General features: G+C 71.7%; 16 protein-coding genes. 7 read left to right on the forward strand and 9 right to left on the reverse strand.

Translation table 11 applies throughout. The features are described from left to right. Nucleotides 1–29: 29 nt before the first annotated feature. The 4 genes from QNA09_RS12625 to hisD are packed head-to-tail and all read right to left on the reverse strand — an operon-like array spanning nt 30 to nt 3,257. Entirely contained in the window at nt 30–185 is a 156-nt protein-coding gene (locus QNA09_RS12625) for a hypothetical protein (protein ID WP_017681426.1), read from the reverse strand. Further along, nucleotides 185–817, reverse strand: a complete 633-nt coding sequence (hisB, locus tag QNA09_RS12630; protein ID WP_010595263.1) for an imidazoleglycerol-phosphate dehydratase HisB — start codon at nt 815–817, stop codon at nt 185–187. Before hisB ends, QNA09_RS12625 begins: the two co-directional genes overlap by 1 nt. Further along, nucleotides 814–1,938, reverse strand: a complete 1,125-nt coding sequence (locus tag QNA09_RS12635; RefSeq protein WP_017681425.1) for a histidinol-phosphate transaminase — start codon at nt 1,936–1,938, stop codon at nt 814–816. Before QNA09_RS12635 ends, hisB begins: the two co-directional genes overlap by 4 nt. After that, entirely contained in the window at nt 1,935–3,257 is a 1,323-nt protein-coding gene (hisD, locus tag QNA09_RS12640; RefSeq protein ID WP_248957261.1) for a histidinol dehydrogenase, read from the reverse strand. Before hisD ends, QNA09_RS12635 begins: the two co-directional genes overlap by 4 nt. Nucleotides 3,258–3,387: 130 nt before the next feature. Between hisD and QNA09_RS12645 the strand changes: the two genes are divergently transcribed. From QNA09_RS12645 to QNA09_RS12670, 6 genes are all read left to right on the forward strand, one after another. Continuing rightward, entirely contained in the window at nt 3,388–3,771 is a 384-nt protein-coding gene (locus tag QNA09_RS12645) for a helix-turn-helix domain-containing protein (RefSeq protein ID WP_010595260.1), read from the forward strand. A 175-nt stretch (nt 3,772–3,946) separates the two neighbouring features. After that, nucleotides 3,947–5,635: an alpha/beta hydrolase gene (locus QNA09_RS12650; protein WP_017681423.1), complete on the forward strand. Its 1,689-nt coding sequence runs from the start codon at nt 3,947–3,949 to the stop codon at nt 5,633–5,635. 84 nt (nt 5,636–5,719) lie between these two features. Beyond that, on the forward strand, nt 5,720–6,136 hold the full coding sequence (locus QNA09_RS12655; protein WP_010595257.1) for a hypothetical protein: 417 nt from the start codon (nt 5,720–5,722) through the stop codon (nt 6,134–6,136). 77 nt (nt 6,137–6,213) lie between these two features. Further along, nucleotides 6,214–7,338 (forward strand): DUF3141 domain-containing protein, encoded by a 1,125-nt coding sequence (locus tag QNA09_RS12660; protein WP_026137928.1) that lies wholly within the window; start codon nt 6,214–6,216, stop codon nt 7,336–7,338. Then, on the forward strand, nt 7,335–8,597 hold the full coding sequence (locus tag QNA09_RS12665) for a family 1 glycosylhydrolase (RefSeq protein ID WP_059174644.1): 1,263 nt from the start codon (nt 7,335–7,337) through the stop codon (nt 8,595–8,597). Before QNA09_RS12660 ends, QNA09_RS12665 begins: the two co-directional genes overlap by 4 nt. A 29-nt stretch (nt 8,598–8,626) precedes the next feature. After that, nucleotides 8,627–9,262: a LysE family transporter gene (locus tag QNA09_RS12670; protein ID WP_040272571.1), complete on the forward strand. Its 636-nt coding sequence runs from the start codon at nt 8,627–8,629 to the stop codon at nt 9,260–9,262. A 7-nt stretch (nt 9,263–9,269) separates the two neighbouring features. On the opposite strand, the gene QNA09_RS12675 is transcribed toward QNA09_RS12670, so the two are convergent. From QNA09_RS12675 to nadA, 5 genes are all read right to left on the reverse strand, one after another. Further along, entirely contained in the window at nt 9,270–9,566 is a 297-nt protein-coding gene (locus QNA09_RS12675; RefSeq protein ID WP_010595253.1) for a DUF2470 domain-containing protein, read from the reverse strand. A 10-nt stretch (nt 9,567–9,576) separates the two neighbouring features. Beyond that, nucleotides 9,577–10,986: a wax ester/triacylglycerol synthase family O-acyltransferase gene (locus tag QNA09_RS12680; protein ID WP_248957262.1), complete on the reverse strand. Its 1,410-nt coding sequence runs from the start codon at nt 10,984–10,986 to the stop codon at nt 9,577–9,579. Between the two features lie 159 nt (nt 10,987–11,145). Next, on the reverse strand, nt 11,146–12,015 hold the full coding sequence (nadC, locus tag QNA09_RS12685) for a carboxylating nicotinate-nucleotide diphosphorylase (RefSeq protein ID WP_248957263.1): 870 nt from the start codon (nt 12,013–12,015) through the stop codon (nt 11,146–11,148). Next, on the reverse strand, nt 12,016–13,614 hold the full coding sequence (locus tag QNA09_RS12690) for an L-aspartate oxidase (RefSeq protein ID WP_191902789.1): 1,599 nt from the start codon (nt 13,612–13,614) through the stop codon (nt 12,016–12,018). It abuts the gene before it with no gap. Between the two features lie 2 nt (nt 13,615–13,616). Then, nucleotides 13,617–14,651 carry a quinolinate synthase NadA gene (gene nadA, locus QNA09_RS12695; protein WP_048771020.1) on the reverse strand — a complete coding sequence of 345 codons (1,035 nt, stop codon included), beginning with the start codon at nt 14,649–14,651 and terminating at the stop codon, nt 13,617–13,619. A gap of 79 nt (nt 14,652–14,730) precedes the next feature. On the opposite strand from nadA, the gene QNA09_RS12700 reads away from it, so the two are divergent. Further along, on the forward strand, nt 14,731–15,435 hold the full coding sequence (locus tag QNA09_RS12700) for an NUDIX domain-containing protein (protein ID WP_010595248.1): 705 nt from the start codon (nt 14,731–14,733) through the stop codon (nt 15,433–15,435). Nucleotides 15,436–15,505 lie beyond the last annotated feature (70 nt).

Raw genomic sequence — 15,505 nt, forward strand, 5'->3', positions numbered from 1 at the left:
TCCGATCAGGCCGGGCCGATCCGAGGGGGTCAGAGCAGCCTCAGCACGCCGGCGATCGCGGCAAGCAGGGTCAGCGCCAGCAGCACTCCGGCGAAGAGGTTGTTCCCGGCCCGCCACATCGACCAGGTGCCGCCTGCGGCGAGGCCGGCCACCATGAACAGGCCGTAGGTCAGGACGACGTCCACTACAGGGTGCCCTTGGTCGACGGCACGCCGCTGACCCGGGGATCCGGCTCGACGGCCTGGCGCAACGCTCGCGCGACGGCCTTGAATTCGGCCTCGGTGATGTGGTGCTGGTCGCGGCCGTAGAGCACGCGGACGTGCAGGGCGATGCGGGCGTGGAAGGCCAGGGATTCGAACACGTGCTTGTTGATCACGGTCGAGTACGGCACGCCGGGGTAACCGCCGATCACCGAGTGCACCATGTAGTCCGGTTCGCCGGTGTGCACGCAGTAGGGACGGCCGGAGACGTCCACCGCCGCGTGCGCGAGGGTCTCGTCCATCGGGATGAAGGCGTCCCCGAAGCGGCGGATGCCGCGCTTGTCCCCGAGCGCCTGGTTCAGCGCCTGGCCGAGGACTATGGCGGTGTCCTCGACGGTGTGGTGCGCCTCGATCTCGATGTCGCCCTGCGCGCGCACGGTCAGGTCGAAGCTGGCGTGCTGACCGAGTGCGGTGAGCATGTGGTCGTAGAACGGGACACCGGTGGCGATGTCGGTGCGGCCGGTGCCGTCGAGGTTCAGCTCGACGACGATGGACGACTCCTTGGTGGTCCGTTCGATCCGCGCGGTGCGCGGGGTGGGGGTGGTCTGCTCGCTCATCGCGCGTCCTCGATCTCGGTGGCGGCGAGCTTTTCGCTCACCCGTAGCAGTTCGTCGTTCTCGTGGGGCAGGCCGACGGTGGTGCGCAGGAACCCGGGGATGCCGACGTCCCGGATCAGCACTCCCTCGTCGAGGTAGCGGCGCCAGGTGGCGGCGGCGTCGGCGAAGCGGCCGAACAGGACGAAATTCGCATCCGAAGGCACCACGTGGTAGCCGAATCGGGTCAGCTCGGTCACGATGCGGTCGCGTTCGGCGCACAGCCGCGCGACCGAGCCGAGAGTCTCGTCGGCGTGGCGCAGCGCAGCGCGGGCGGCGGCCTGGGTGAGCACCGACAGGTGGTAGGGCAGCCGCACGAGCAGCAGCGCTTCGACGACGGCGGGCGCGGCGGCGAGGTAGCCGAGCCGGCCACCGGCGAACGCGAACGCCTTGCTCATGGTGCGCGAGACGATCACCTTGGCCGGGTACTCGTCGATCAGGGCGAGCGCGCTGGGGGCGGCGGAGAACTCGGCGTAGGCCTCGTCGACGATCACGATGCCGGGGGCGGCCGCGCAGATCGCGCGCAGCTCGTCCAGCGGGATGCTGTGTCCGGTCGGGTTGTTGGGGCTGGTGACGAAGACCACGTCGGGGCGCTGCACCCGGATGGCGGCGACCGACGAGTCGACGTCGAGGGTGAAGTCCTCGCCCCGGTACGTGGGCAACCACTCGGTCTGGGTGCCGTCGGCGATGATCGGGTGCATCGAGTAGGACGGCACGAACCCCATCGCGGAGCGGCCCGGGCCGCCGAAGGCCTGCAGGATCTGCTGCAGGATCTCGTTGGATCCGTTGGCGGCCCAGACGTTCTCGACGCTCACGGCGACCCCGGTCTGCCGCGTGAGGTAGGCGGCCAGGTCGGTGCGCAGCGCGACGGCGTCACGGTCGGGGTAGCGGTGCAGCTGCGCGGCAGCCTCGCGCACCGACTCGGCGACGTCGTCGATCAGCGCCGGCGTCGGCGGGTGCGGGTTCTCGTTGGTGTTCAGCTGCACCGGCACCGTCAGCTGCGGCGCACCGTAGGCGGACTTGCCGCGCAGGTTCTCCCGCAGTGGCAGGTCGTCGACGGTGATACCGGATCCCGGCGTGCTCACTGCTGGTCCTCGAAGCGCAGCCGTACCGCCTCGCCGTGGGCGGGCAGGTCCTCGGCGGTGGCGAGGGTGATCACGTGTCCCGCGACGTCCTCGAGCGCCTCCCGGGTGTACTCGACGACGTGGATGCCCCGCAGGAACGTCTGCACGCTCAGGCCGGACTGGTGCCGGGCGCAGCCGGCGGTGGGCAGCACGTGGTTCGAGCCGGCGCAGTAGTCGCCGAGGCTGACCGGCGCCCAGGGACCGACGAAGATCGCGCCCGCAGCCCGCACCCGCGCCGCGACCGCGGACGCGTTCTCGGTCTGGATCTCGAGGTGTTCGGCGGCGTAGGCGTTCACGACCTGCAGACCCTGGTCGACATCGTCGACGAGGACGATCCCGGACTGGCTGCCCGACAACGCGGTCCGTACACGTTCGCGGTGCTTGGTGCGCTCGAGCTGGGCGTCGACGGCGTCGGCGACGGCGTCGGCGAGGTCGGCGCTGGTGGTGACGAGCACCGACGCCGCCATGACGTCGTGCTCGGCCTGGCTGATCATGTCGGCGGCGACGTGCACCGGGTCGGCGGTGTGGTCGGCCAGGATGGCGATCTCGGTGGGGCCGGCCTCGGCGTCGATGCCGACCACGGCGCGGCACAGGCGCTTGGCGGCGGTGACGTAGATGTTGCCCGGGCCGGTGATCATGTCCACGGGCGCCAGTTCGGCACCCTCGGTGTCGGTGCCGCCGTAGCTGAGCAGCGCCACGGCCTGGGCCCCGCCGACGGCCCACACCTCGTCGACGTCGAGCAGGGCGGCAGCGGCGAGGATCGTCGGGTGCGGCAGGCCCCCGAAGTTCGCCTGCGGCGGGGAGGCGACGACGAGCGACTCGACACCGGCGGCCTGGGCGGGCACGACGTTCATCACGACCGACGAGGGGTAGACGGCGTTGCCGCCGGGCACGTACAGCCCCACCCGCTCGACCGGCACCCAGCGTTCGGTGACGGTGCCGCCGGGCACGACCTCGGTGACGGTGTCGGTCCGGCGCTGGTCCTGGTGCACCGTGCGGGTGCGTTCGATCGCCACGACCAGCGCCGAACGCACGGCGGGATCGAGTTCGTCGAGCGCCCGGTCGAGTTCGGCCCTCGGAACCCGCACGCGGTCGGGACGGACCCCGTCGAACTTCTCGCTGTAGTCGAGGGCCGCGACGGCGCCTCGGTCGCGTACGTCCTCGACGACGGGCCGCACCTGATGCAGCACCGCGTCCACATCCACTCCGCCGCGGGGCAGCGCGCCCCTCAGCTCCGCAGTGGTGGGGGTTCGACCGCGCAGGTCGGTGCGGGCAAGCATGAGGTGTCCTCTCTCGCGAACGGGGGTCCGTTCCATTATCCGTGATGGCGGCGATCACCCTCGACGGCAGTCCCCGAACGCGCCGTCGGCGCGCTCCGGTGCGAGGGGCAGCCGGACCTATGCTGACCCCATGGAGGACGATGCGTCGCGCCCCCCGACGTTGGGGGAGCTGATCCGCCGGCAACGTGAGCTCGCCGAGTTGCCCATGCGGCAGCTGGCCGCGATGGTGGGGATCTCGAACCCGTACCTGTCGCAGATCGAACGGAACCTGCGCGCACCGAGCGAGCGCGTGCTGCAGGCGATCGCCGAGCAGCTGCATCTGTCGGCCGACGCGCTGACGGCGGAGGTGGGCCGGCCGGACCCGGGTGAGTCGGCGGTGGTCCGCGCGATCCACGAGGATCCGGACCTGACCAACGCGCAGCGGCGGTCGCTGGTGGAGATGTACGAGGCGTTCCGGGAGGTGACGGTGGGTAAGCGTCGTCGTGGCGCGCGCCCCGACGACGGCACAGAGTGAGGAAGTTCACATCGCACCCGCCAATGTGAGCCTTCCTCATGTTTCGGCTGGTGAGGGGCCCGTCCCGGACCATGCCCGGGACGTGCAGCTCGCATGTACCTCGCGGTAAGATGCGCGGCTCGGCACGCGGTGTCACCCTCGGGACACACCCCTCTTCCTCGTCTGGAGATGTCCCTTGCTCGACCACGTGCACAAGAAGTTGAAGTCGACCCTGGACCCGATCGGCTGGGGTCCCGCAGTGACGTCGGTGGCCGGACGCGCGGTCCGCAACCCTCAGGCCGTCACCGCCGCGACGGCGGAGTACGCGGGCCGGCTGGCGAAGATCCCGGCCGCGGCCACCCGCGTGTTCAACGCGAACGATCCCGACGCACCGATGCCGGTCGACCCGCGGGACCGCCGCTTCTCCGACACCGCGTGGCAGGAGAACCCCGCGTACTTCTCGCTCCTGCAGAGCTACCTGGCCACGCGGGCCTACGTCGAGGAACTCACCGAGGCCGGCTCCGGCGATCCGCTGCAGGACGGTAAGGCACGCCAGTTCGCGAACCTGATGTTCGACGCGTTGGCGCCGTCGAACTTCCTGTGGAATCCCGGTGTGCTCACCCGCGCCTTCGAGACCGGCGGGGCGAGCCTGCTGCGCGGCGCCCGCTACGCCGCGCACGACATCCTCAACCGCGGCGGCCTGCCGTTGAAGGTGGATTCGGACGCGTTCACCGTCGGCGAGAACCTCGCGGCCACACCCGGCAAGGTGGTCTTCCGCAACGACCTGATCGAGCTGATCCAGTACGCGCCGCAGACCGAGCAGGTGCACGCGGTGCCGATCCTGGCCGCACCGCCCTGGATCAACAAGTACTACATCCTCGACCTCGCGCCCGGCCGGAGCCTCGCCGAATGGGCGGTCCAGCACGGCCGAACCGTGTTCATGATCTCGTACCGGAACCCGGACGAGTCGATGCGGCACATCACGATGGACGACTACTACGTCGACGGCATCGCCACTGCGCTGGACGTGGTCGAGGAGATCACCGGCTCGCCGAAGATCGAGGTGCTCTCCATCTGCCTCGGCGGCGCGATGGCCGCGATGGCCGCCGCGCGCGCGTTCGCCGTCGGCGACAAGCGCGTGAGCGCCTTCACGATGCTCAACACGCTGCTCGACTACAGCCAGGTCGGGGAACTGGGTCTGCTGACCGACCCGGCGACGCTGGACCTCGTCGAGTTCCGGATGCGGCAGCAGGGCTTCCTGTCCGGCAAGGAGATGGCCGGCAGCTTCGACATGATCCGCGCGAAGGACCTCGTCTTCAACTACTGGGTCTCGCGGTGGATGAAGGGCGAGAAGCCGGCGGCCTTCGACATCCTCGCGTGGAACGAGGACAGCACGAGCATGCCCGCGGAGATGCACTCGCACTACCTCCGGTCGCTCTACGGCCGCAACGAGCTCGCCGAGGGCCTCTACGTGCTCGACGGACAGCCGCTGAACCTGCACGACATCGCGTGTGACACCTATGTCGTCGGCGCGATCAACGACCACATCGTGCCCTGGACGTCGTCGTACCAGGCGGTGAACCTGCTCGGGGGCGACGTGCGCTACGTGCTCACCAACGGCGGGCACGTCGCCGGTGCGGTGAACCCCCCGGGCAAGCGGGTGTGGTTCAAGGCCGTCGGCGCGCCGGACGCCGAGTCCGGCACCCCCCTGCCCGCGGATCCGCAGGTCTGGGACGAGGCCGCCACCCGCTACGAGCACTCGTGGTGGGAGGACTGGACGGCGTGGTCGAACAAGCGCGCCGGGGAACTGGTGGCGCCGCCGGCCATGGGGAGTACCGCCCATCCCCCGCTCGAGGATGCTCCGGGTACGTACGTCTTCAGCTGAGGACTTGCCCGTTAGCAATCATCCTGCTAACCTGCTAACAGCGTCCTCCGAGGCGCTGTCGCACACTCGAACGGAAGGAACGCCATGACCACCGCCAAGACCCCGGTCGACGCCGCCGTCGCCAAGACCACCGCCGACGCCGCCAAGGCCAACGAGGCCGCTGCCAAGGCCACCGCGGACGCCACCGCCGCCGCTCAGAAGATCGCCGAGTCGGCCACCGCCGCCGCCAACCAGGCCACCGCCGAGTTCACCAAGGCCCTCGACGACAGCGCCGCCCGCCTGAGCGAGTTCAACGACAAGGTCGTCGACGCCGCCAAGCAGAGCGGCAACCTGACCGTCGATACCTACGAGCGCGCCGTGTCGAGCCTGCTCGACCTGCAGGAGAAGCTCGCCTCCGCCAGCCCCGTCGGCTGGGTCGAGGACCTCACCAAGGCGCAGGTCTCCTTCGCCCGGGAGCTGACCGCCACGGTCACCACCACCGCCCGCGATCTCCTCAAGTGATCGATTGTGCGTCTTTTCCGTCGCGATCACGACGGAGAAGCCGTACCACCACACCGGGCGCCGGTTCAATGAACCCCATGGATGCCCTGCAGACCGTCGCGATCGCCGCCGCCCCGTTCCGTCTGGGGGCGGCGGCGATCGCCGGTTGGAGCAGCTACCTGGCCACCCTGACCCGGCGCGGCGCGCATCCACTCGACGTCGCGACCGACATCGCCGACTGGTGGCGGGCGCTCACCGACCGCGAACCGCCGCACTGGGCGCATCCGTGGCCCGTCGCACACTCCTGGCCGCTCGCCCGGCTGCGTGACTGCAGCGACCCCGACGCCCCGGAACCGGAAGCCGTACCCACCCTGCTGCTGCCGCCGCAGTCCGGGTCGCACTCGTGCATCGTCGATCTCTCCTCCGACCGCAGTCAGGTCCAGGCCCTGCGCGGCGGCGGGCTGACACGGCTGTACTGCCTGGACTGGGCCCCCGCCGGTCCGGCCACCGACAGCGCCTCCCTCGACGACCATCTCGCCGTCCTCGCCGAGGCCGTCGACCTGCTCGGCGGTCGGGTCAACCTGATCGGCGGCAGCCAGGGCGGCTGGCTCGCGGCGATGCACACCGCCCTGCACCCGCAGACCGTGCACAGCCTCACCGTCGCGGGGGCGCCGATCGACTTCCACGCCGACCGTCCCGCTGCCGTCGCCTTCGACCACCTGCCCCGCGCGGTGTCCACGTCCGTGCTGAACCTGTGGTACGACACCGGCCGGCTGTTCGGGGTGCTGCCCACCGACCCGGTGAGCGAGATCGAGCGCAGCCTCGAACTGCTGGGTCTGCTCGACGACCCCGAGACCCTCGCCCAGGCGATCGAGGAACGCCGGTGGTTCCTCTGGCGGCAGGAGATCCCTGCGGCGTTCCGGACGTGGATCCTCGAGCACCTGTTCATCGGCAACGACCTTGTCGCCGGCGCCGTCACCACCGCTGCCGGCACGGTGGACCTGACCGCCGTCGAGTGCCCCGTGCACATCGTCCTCGGTCGACACGACCTCGTGGTGCCACCGGGACAGGTCCTCGCCCTCGCCGACCAGGTGCGCACCCCCGCGGGTGACATCACGGTGCACGAGGTCGATGCCGGGCACCTCGGGTTGTTCGTCGGCCGGCGCGCCCTCGCCGACCTGTGGCCACGGCTCGCTGCCCGGATCGCCGCGCACTCCCGATGAGGATCTCCGCCACCGCAGTCCGGGCGGCCGCGGTCGCGGCGGCCGCGGTGGCGGTGGTACTGGCCGTCGTCGCAACCCCCGCCGCGGCGGCGCCGGCGGCGCCCGCCCACGCCCCGGCCGACGGGTTCCTGTGGGGCGTGTCGAGTTCGGGCTTCCAGTCCGAAGGCTCACCGCCGGACAGCAACTGGACCCGATACGCCGCGGCGGGCCGCACCCGCGAACCTGTCGGCACGTCGGTGGATTTCCGGCACCGCTACCGGGAGGACATCGCCGCCGCCGCAGGCCTCGGGGTGGACGTGTTCCGGTTCTCGGTCGAGTGGTCCCGCATCCAACCCACCCCACACGACTGGGACGAGACCGAACTGCGCTACTACGACGACGTGGTCGCGGCGGTGCGCGGGCACGGCATGATCCCGATGATCACCCTCGACCACTGGGTGTACCCCGGCTGGATCGCCGACCGCGGCGGCTGGCGCGATCCCGCCACGATCGAGGCGTGGCTCGCCAACGCCGAGCGGGTCGTCGCCCGGTACGCCGGGCAGGGGGTGATGTGGGTGACGATCAACGAACCGACCATCTACGTCCAGAAGGAACTCGCCTTCGGCGGGCTCACCGCCGGCGACGTCCCGCGCATGTTCGACGCCCTGGTCGTCGCGCACCGCGCCGTCTATGCCCGGATCCACGAACTGGATCCGGGGGCGCGCGTGACGTCGAACACCGCATACATACCCGGCGTCCAGACCGGACTCGACACGCTGTTCGTCGACCGGGTCCGCGACACCCTCGACTTCCTCGGCCTGGACTACTACTACGGCGCCACGGTGGACAACCCGAGCGCGATCCACGCGCTCACCGACGACTTCGCCTCGATCGTTCCGCATCCCGACGGGATGTACGAGGCGCTGATGCACTACACCCACCGTTACCCCGGGCTGCCGCTGTACGTGGTGGAGAACGGAATGCCCACCGCCGACGGGGCGCCCCGCGCCGACGGCTGGACCCGGGCGCGACACCTGCGTGAGCACGTCGACCGGGTGCGCCGAGCCGCGGCCGACGGCGCCCCCGTCTTCGGATACAACTACTGGTCGATCACCGACAACTACGAGTGGGGAAGCTACACACCACGTTTCGGCCTCTACACCGTCGACGTGCGCACCGATCCGGATCTGATGCGCCGCCCGACCGACGGGGTCGCCGCCTACCGGGCCGTCACCGGCGAGCCCTGGCCGGTGCCGGTGCCGGCACCGGTGCCGAGATGACCCGCCCGGCCCGGTCGTAGCATGGCGGGATGACCTGGCAGACCTGGGTGGCCCTGCTCGGCGCGTCCTGGATGATCAGCCTCTCCCCCGGCGCCGGCGCCATCGCATCGATGTCCTCGGGCCTCGCCCACGGGTTGCGGCGCGGCTGGTGGAACATCGTCGGACTGCAACTCGGCCTGCTGCTGCAGATCGTCGTGGTCGCCGCCGGCGTCGGCGCGATCCTCGCCGGATCCGCCGCCGCCTTCACGGTGATCAAGTGGTTCGGCGTCGCCTACCTCGTCTATCTGGGAGTGCGCCAGTGGCGCACGCGGCCCACCGAGGTCACCCCCGACGCGGCGCCGGGTCTCGGCTCGGCACCGGTCCTGGTGGCCCGCGGCTTCCTGATCAACGCGAGCAACCCGAAGGCTGTGGTGTTCATGCTGGCCGTACTGCCGCAGTTCCTCGATCCCGGGGCTCCGCTGCTGCAGCAGTACCTGATCATCGCGGCGACCATGGTGACCGTCGACATGATCGTCATGACCGGATACACGGGTCTGGCGGCACGGGTGCTGACGCTGATGCGCTCGCCACACCAGCAGCGCCTCACCGGCCGGGTGTTCTCCGGGCTGTTCTTCGCTGCCGCCGCGTTCCTCGCCACCGTGCGCCGCACGGCCACCGCGGCCTAGCGTCCGGTCAGTGCTGTCGCGGCGGCACGCCGAGCCGCTCGCACGCGGCGTGATACAGGGCGACGACCGCGGTACGGATCCCCGCCCGGTCGGCGACGGGTTCGAGCCACGGCACCCGCACCGTCGTCTCGGTGCCGCCCACCTCGGCGACCCACTCGCCGAACTCGGTGTGCACGCCGGTCATGCGCGCGACGTCTGCCGTGGGTTCGGCGAACGCACGGACCACCAGCAGGTTGTCGTCGGCGTGGTCGTCGTTCATGTGCCGGGTCACGGCCGCGACGACGGCGGGCTCGAAGGAAGTCACGCCGGCGAGCCTAGCCCGACCGATCGTGGCCGGCGGCCGGCACCCCGAAGGCGCGTTCGAGTGCGGTGAGTTCGTCGTCGAGGTGCCCGAGGAGACGATCGAGCCGCGGGACGCTGCGGCTGCACGAGGTCAGACCGAAGGCGATCCGGTCGTCGGTGCTGGTGCAGGTGATGTTGAGGGCCTGCCCGTCGACCGGCACCGACAGCGGGTACAGGGCGTCGACGCGGGCACCGTTCCAGTACAGCGGCTCGGTCGGGCCGGGCACGTTGGAGACGATCACGTTGAACGGCGGGCGGACCACGGCCCGGTTGCCGGTGAGCACCCCCACCGCAAGCGGTGCCATGCCCAGGGCACTCACGGTGAGCAGCGCCGTCTGGGAGCGGCCCCGCAGGGACTGCTTGCCGTCGACCATCGCGTCCCTGACGGCGAGCAGGCGCGCCGCCGAGTCGTCGAGGTGGGTCGCCAGCGGGCACATCAGGACGCCGACGTCGTTGCCGCCCTCGGTGGTCTTCTCCCGCCGCAGCGAGACCGGCACCATCGCGACGAGCGAATCGTCGGGCAGGGCCTCGTGTTCGAGCAGATAGGCGCGCAGTGCTCCCGCGGACATCGCGAGAACGACATCGTTGACGGTGGCGCGGGCCGCCTCGGCGACGCGCCGCAGCCGCACCAGCGACCAGTCGTGCGCGGCGAAGCGGCGGCCACCGGCGATGGAGACGTTGAACATCGTGCGCGGCGCCGCGAGCGACATCGCGCCACCGCGGCCCCGCAGGGCCCGGTCCACGGTCCCGACCACGGCGGGCACCATCCCGACGGCCTCGCCGATCACGCCGCGCACGGCGCGCACCGTCACGCCCGGCAGGTCGAGCGCGGTCCCCACCGCGGAGTGCACCGGGTCCGGGGACGGGAAGGGCGACCAGGGCGCCGGCATGTCGGTGCGGTCCGGGTCGGCGCTCAGGGCCCGGTGCAGCAGCCGCATGGCACCGACCCCGTCGGCGAGGGCGTGGTGGATCTTCGTGTAGATCGCGTACCGGCCGTCGGCGAGACCCTCGATCAGGTGCATCTCCCACAGCGGCCGGCTGCGGTCGAGCAGGGTGCTGTGCAGCCGGGACACCAGCGCGCGCAGTTCGGCGTTCCCGCCGGGCTGCGGCAGCGCGTCGCGCCGGACGTGGTACTCGAGATCGAAGTGCGGATCGTCCTCCCACGCCCACATCCCGAAGGTGGTGAGCGAGCGGACGGCTCGTCGGCGCCACAGGGACGCCACGTCGTCACGGGCGAGGGCCGCGTCGAACAAGGTGCGCAGGGTACGGGCGTCGCCGCCCGGCGGCGGCTGCAGCAGGATCAGTCCCCCGACATGCATGGGATGTTCGCGCGACTCGCCGAGCAGGAACATCGAGTCGGTCGGTGCCATCGGCAGACGCATGCGAACTCTCTCCGCTCCCCCGCCGGGGAACTCGTTCGTGGTGGGCCCCCTGTGACCCGCCGGACGCGCGCCGCCGCCGTGAGGTGCCTCACGGCGGCGGATACGTAGCCAGTTGTACGCGATCGGCGCGGCCGGCGCCACGCGCGGCGCGGCGTGGCGTCACATGTCGAGACCGAGGTCGAGGACGCTCACCGAATGGGTCAACGCGCCGACGGCGAGGTAGTCGACGCCGGTGCGGGCGTAGTCCGCGGCCACGTCGAGGGTCAGGCCCCCGGAGGACTCGAGCCGAGTCCGCGGCGCGTGGGTGTTACGCCGCTGCACCGCGATCTGCGTCTGCCACAGCGGGAAGTTGTCGAGCAGGATCAGCTCGACGTTCTCGGCGAGCACCTCGTCGAACTGCTCGAGGCTGTCGACCTCCACCTCGCACTCGAGGCCGGGGACCTGGGCCCGCACGGCCCGCAGCGCCGCGACGACCGAACCGGCGGCGACGACGTGGTTGTCCTTGATCAGCGCGGCGTCGCCGAGACCCATCCGGTGGTTGACCCCACCACCGACCCGCACCGCGTACTTCTGCAGCGCGCGCAGGCCGGGCAGGGTCTTGCGGCTGTCGCGGATCTTCGCGTCGGTGCCGGCGACGGCGTCCACCCACCGAGCGGTGGCCGTGGCGATGCCGGACAGGTGACACATCAGGTTCAGCATGGTGCGCTCGGCGGTGAGCAGGCCCCGGGTGGGTGCCTGCACCGTCAGGACGGTCTCCCCCGCCTCGGCGCGGTGCCCGTCGACGGCACGGTCGAGCACCTCGTAGGTGCCGGCGCCGAGGACCTCGTCGAGCACCAGCAGACCGATGTCGATCCCGGCGACGGTGCCGGGGCTGCGCGGCACCACCGATGCCGTGGCCACGGCATCGGCGGGCACCGTGGCGTCGGTGGTCACATCCGGGCCGTAGCGCAGGTCCTCGTCGAGGGCGACGCGCACCAGCGCGAGCGTCTCGTCCCGATCGAGTCCGGCGGGCAGCTCGGTACTGGCCATTCAGTGCGCTCCTGTGAGTTGTGGTGTGTGCAGCGTGATCTCGCCGTCCGCATCGAGCCGCGTCTCGAGGCTGCGACGCTGGGCGGGGTCGGTGCCGGGATGGTCCGAACGGGTGTGGCATCCGCGGCTCTCGGTCCGGGCGCCGGCCGCGAGGGTCAGGGCCCGGGCCGCGACGGTGAGCGCGGCGTCCTCGAGTGCCGGCGCGTCGGCGCACCGGTCGGTCGGGGCGGAAGCGAGGTTCGCCCCGGCGACGGCGAGTCCGGCCGCATCGCGGACGACGGAGGCGTGCCGGGTCATCAGCTGCTGCAACGCCGCCCGGGGCGCGCGGGGCCGCGCCGGCAGGTCGGCGTCGGCGGTCTCGACGCGCAGTCCCCCGCGCTCCTCGGCCGCTGCCACGCCGGCGCGTTCGCCGACGACGAGGCCCTCGAGCAGGCTGTTGGAGGCGAGCCGGTTGCCCCCGTGCAGGCCGGTGCGGGCGACCTCGCCCGCCGCGTACAGCCCCGGAACGCCGGTGCGGCCGTACACGTCGGTGACGACCCCACCGCACGAGTAGTGCGCGGCCGGGGCGACGGGGATCAGGTCCCGAGCCGGGTCCAGGCCCACCTGCGCGAGGGAGGCCGTGACGGTCGGGAACCGCCGCGCGAATCCCTCCAGGTGCCGCGCATCGAGCAGGACGTGGTCGTCGCCGAGTTCGGCGAGCCGGGTGGCGATGGCACGGGAGACGACGTCGCGCGGTGCGAGGTCGCCGAGGGGATGCGCTCCGGCGGTGACCGAGCGGCCGGCGCTGTCCACGAGGCGTGCGCCCTCGCCGCGCACGGCCTCGCTGACGAGTGGGCGGCGGCCGACGGATCCGGCCGCGAACAGCACGGTCGGGTGGAACTGCACGAACTCGAGGTCGGCGACGGCGGCGCCGGCGTCCAGCGCCAGCGCGATCCCGTCGGCGGTGGCGCCGGCCGGGTTGGTGCTGCACGCGTACAGCTGCCCGAGACCGCCGGTGGCCAGCAGCACGGCCGGGGCGTGGACGACACCGAGGCCCCGGCCGTCGAGGACGAGCAGCCCGGTGACTCCACCGTCGTCGGTGAGGACGCGGGCGGCGGCGGCCCCGAAGAGCACCGGCAGGCCGGCGGCGCCCAGGGCACGCTGGATCTCGGCGCCGGTGGCGTCGCCGCCGGCGTGGATGATGCGCCGGGTGCTGTGCCCGCCCTCGCGGGTGCGGGCGATGCCGCCGTCGCGGCCGCGGTCGAACACGGCGCCGAGGTCGGTGAGCGCGGCGACGGCATCCTGGCCGCCGGAGACGATGGACCGCACGGCCGCCTCGTCGCACAGACCGGCACCGGCGGCGCACGTGTCGGCGACGTGGGCGTCCACGGAATCCGCCGGGCCCGGGGCGACGACGGCGATGCCGCCCTGCGCGTACTGGGTGGCGGTGTCGGTGGGGCCGCCCTTGCTGACGGTCAGTACCCGCAGTCCGCGCCGGGACGCGGCGCGGGCGGCGGTGAGGCCGGCCACGCCGCCCCCGACCACCACGAGGTCGGCGCGGGCCTCCCAGCGGATCGTGTCCTGCCGCTCCGCTCGGGCCGCGCCGACACCGGAGGACATGATCACTCCCCGCCGCCGGGGTTGCCGATGGCGATCATCCGCTGCACCGACTGCCGCGCCCGCTCGGCGACGGCCGGGTCGACGTGGACCTCGTCCTTGCCCTCCTGCAGGCAGCGCAGCAACGCGGCCGGGGTGATCATCTTCATGTAGGGGCAGGACGCGCGGTCGTTGACGGCCTGGAAGTCGACTCCGGGTGCGGCCTTGCGCAGCTGGTGCAGCATGCCCACCTCGGTGGCGACGAGAACCTGCTTCGCGCCGGTGGCGCGGGCCGCGTCGAGCATGCCGCCGGTCGACAGGATCTTGACCTTGTCGTCGGCGACGAAGCCCTCGCCCGCGAGGTACAGCGCGGACGTCGCGCAGCCGCACTCGGGGTGGACGAACAACTCGGCGTCGGGGTGCGCCTTGGACTTGGCGGCGAGTTCGTCGCCGTTGATCCCGGCGTGCACGTGGCATTCGCCCGCCCAGATGTGCATGTTCTGCCGGCCGGTCACGCGCTTGACGTGGGCGCCGAGGAATTGGTCGGGCAGGAAGAGCACCTCGCGGTCGGGGTCGATGGAGGCGACGACGTCGACCGCGTTCGAGGAGGTGCAGCAGATGTCGGTCAGGCCCTTGACCTCGGCGGTGGTGTTGACGTACGACACGACGACCGCGTCGGGATGATCGGCCTTCCATTCGCGCAACTGCTCGGCGGTGATCGAGTCCGCGAGCGAGCAGCCGGCCCGCTCGTCGGGGATGAGGACCGTCTTGGTGGGACTGAGGATCTTCGCGGTCTCGGCCATGAAGTGCACGCCGCAGAAGACGATGGTGTCCTCCTCGGCCTCGGCGGCGATGCGCGAGAGGGCGAGGGAGTCGCCGACGTGGTCGGCAACGTCCTGGATGGCGGGCAGCTGGTAGTTGTGCGCCAGCAACGTGGCGTTGCGCTCACGCGCCAGTCGCCGGACCTCCTGGGCCCATTCCGGGGTCGCCTCGACGCCCGTGTAACCGGCGGGTCCGTCCTGGATCGGGGTCTGTGCGCCCGCCCACGTCGTAGTGGTCATGGCCTGCTCCTTCGCCGTGCACCGGGCGGGCTGTGCCCGGATTTCCGTATTCGGTGGTTTTCGACTTAGGATCGAAAACATGACACATGGTAGCACCCTTCACGAAGTGCTCATCGTCGTGTTCCAGGTCCGCCGATTCCCGGACACCCACGGGGGCACGAAGACCGAGCTCGGAGTGCTGCTGTGGCAGCGTGCCCTCGACCCGCAGGCGGGCACCTGGTCGCTGCCCGGAGGCCGCCTCCGCGACGACGAGGACCTCACCACCTCCGCGCGCCGCCAGCTGGCCGAGAAGGTCGACGTGCGCGAGGTGGCGCACCTCGAGCAGCTCTCGGTGTTCTCCGATCCGCACCGCGTGCCGGGACCGCGCACGATCGCCTCGACGTACCTCGGGCTGGTGCCGATCACCTCCGATCCCCGGCTACCCGGGGACACCGCCTGGCATCCCGTCTCGGACCTGCCGGCGATGTCCTTCGACCACGGGATCATGGTCGAGAACGCGCGCACCCGCCTGGCCGCCAAGCTGTCGTACACCAACATCGCCTTCGGGCTGGCCCCGGCCGAGTTCGCCATGTCCACGTTGCGCGAGATCTACTGCGCGGCACTCGGATACCAGGTGGACGCCACGAACCTGCAGCGCGTGCTCAAGCGGCGCGACGTCCTGACCCCCACCGGCACCACCGCGCCGTCCGGCCGGGCCGGCGGCCGGCCTCCCGCGCTGTTCCGCTTCACCGAGTCGCGCCTGCGCGTCACCGACGAGTTCGCCGCCCTGCGCCCGCCGGGTTGACCGGTGCCGGCGCCCGGGTGGACCCGGCGGGGCGGGGGTCAGCACCCGGGGTGATCCGCCCTGGCCCGCC

The organism is Rhodococcus sp. AH-ZY2, from assembly GCF_030916465.1.
In the GTDB taxonomy this organism is placed as follows: Bacteria; Actinomycetota; Actinomycetes; order Mycobacteriales; family Mycobacteriaceae; genus Rhodococcus; species Rhodococcus ruber.